The sequence below is a fragment of the Micromonospora sp. B11E3 genome (assembly GCF_039871625.1).
In the GTDB taxonomy this organism is placed as follows: Bacteria; Actinomycetota; Actinomycetes; order Mycobacteriales; family Micromonosporaceae; genus Micromonospora.
The window spans coordinates 1-847 of the sequence record NZ_JBDPMC010000235.1 but is presented as its reverse complement, the minus strand read 5'-3'; the positions used below and the strand labels follow the sequence as shown (position 1 = coordinate 847).

Annotated in this window: 1 pseudogene; it reads right to left on the bottom strand. The window is 70.2% G+C overall.

The features are described 5' to 3' along the window. Positions 1–690: pseudogene (locus ABGB16_RS33845) on the bottom strand (hypothetical protein); the annotation flags it as partial. Positions 691–847: the final 157 nt, after the last annotated feature.

Here is an 847-nt window from a genome sequence, read left to right as displayed (position 1 = left end):
CGCAGCCGGCACCGACAGCGACGGCACCGACCACGACGGCACCGACGGGTCCGGGTTCGGCGTGGGCAACTCCAGGCTCAGCGGCGTGGGCGGCGGCGTGGGCAGGTTCGACGCCGGCCGCGGCGGCGGGGTGGGCGGCGGCGTGGGCGGCAGGGCCTGCGTGCCGGCACCCACAGCCTTCGGATCATCGACCCCGCTCTGGTAGCCCGCGGACGTGTCCCCACCAACCGGTGTCGACGCCACCGGCATGACCGGCCTTCCGTCCGGCGTGAAATCGATACGAGGCACCTGCACCCGGGGCTGCATCATGGCGCGACTCAAGAGGAACCCGAGCGCGCTCGCGGCCGATCCCCCCGCCCCCGACAGCGCCCCGGAAACAAGATCCTCATCAAGATTACTGAAGTCGTAGTACCCGTCGACCATCAGGCTGGAAAGCCCACCGAAGAGCCCCTCCATACCGGTCTCCATCCCGGGCCGCGTCAGCAGATCGGTCAACAGAACCTTGGTGGCATCCGACACGCCCAGCTTGCTGACAGCGCCGACGACAGCGCCAGCGACCTTACCCAACGCCGGCCCCGCCACCGTGCCGAGGAACGCCACCGCCCCCGCGAACGCCGCCTGCTTACCGACCGCCGACCAGTTCACCCCGGACTGCAGACCATCGGTCATCATCGACACCTCGGCCAGCAACGCAGAACCCGGCATGAACAACATCTGCACAGCCGTGCCGCTCGCCGCCGAGCGGACCAACGCCGAACGCAGGACCGCCTGGATGACGGACCGTGTCTGGGCGACGTGTGCCGCCGCCCCCACCGGATTCCAGAACCACATCGCGGCGGCGACGGCG